At 41.3% G+C, this 419-nt stretch carries 1 protein-coding gene; it reads left to right on the forward strand.

Translation table 11 applies throughout. From position 1 onward, the window contains the following. Positions 1–24: 24 nt before the first annotated feature. Positions 25–419: hypothetical protein (locus AAZR19_RS18925; protein ID WP_434703992.1), on the forward strand; the 395-nt coding region annotated here is incomplete at its 3' end.

Consider the following 419-nt stretch of genomic DNA (forward strand, 5'->3'; position numbering starts at 1 on the left):
GGAATGTAATTGAGTGTAATGGAATTGAATAGAATCAATCCGAATGTAATGGAATGGAATGGAACGGAATGGAATGGAATGGAATGGAATGGAATGGAATGGAATGGAATCAACCCGAGTGCAATCGAAAGGAATCGAATGGAATGGAATGCAATGGAATGGATTCAACTTGAATGGAATGGAAAGAATGGAATCAACACGAGTGGAATGGCATGGATTGGAATGGAATGGAATGGAATCAACCCGAGTACAGGGGAATGGAATGGAATGGAATGCAATGGAATGGAATCATCCGTAATGGAATGGAAAGGAATGGAATGGAATGGAATGGAATGGAATGGAATGGAATGGAATGGAATGGAATCAACCCGAGTGCAATGGAATGGAGTGGAATGGAATGGAATGGAATGGAAACTACC

Source organism: Bacillus sp. Je.9.29.b, assembly GCF_051129925.1.
Lineage (GTDB): Bacteria > Bacillota > Bacilli > Bacillales > Bacillaceae > Bacillus > Bacillus safensis.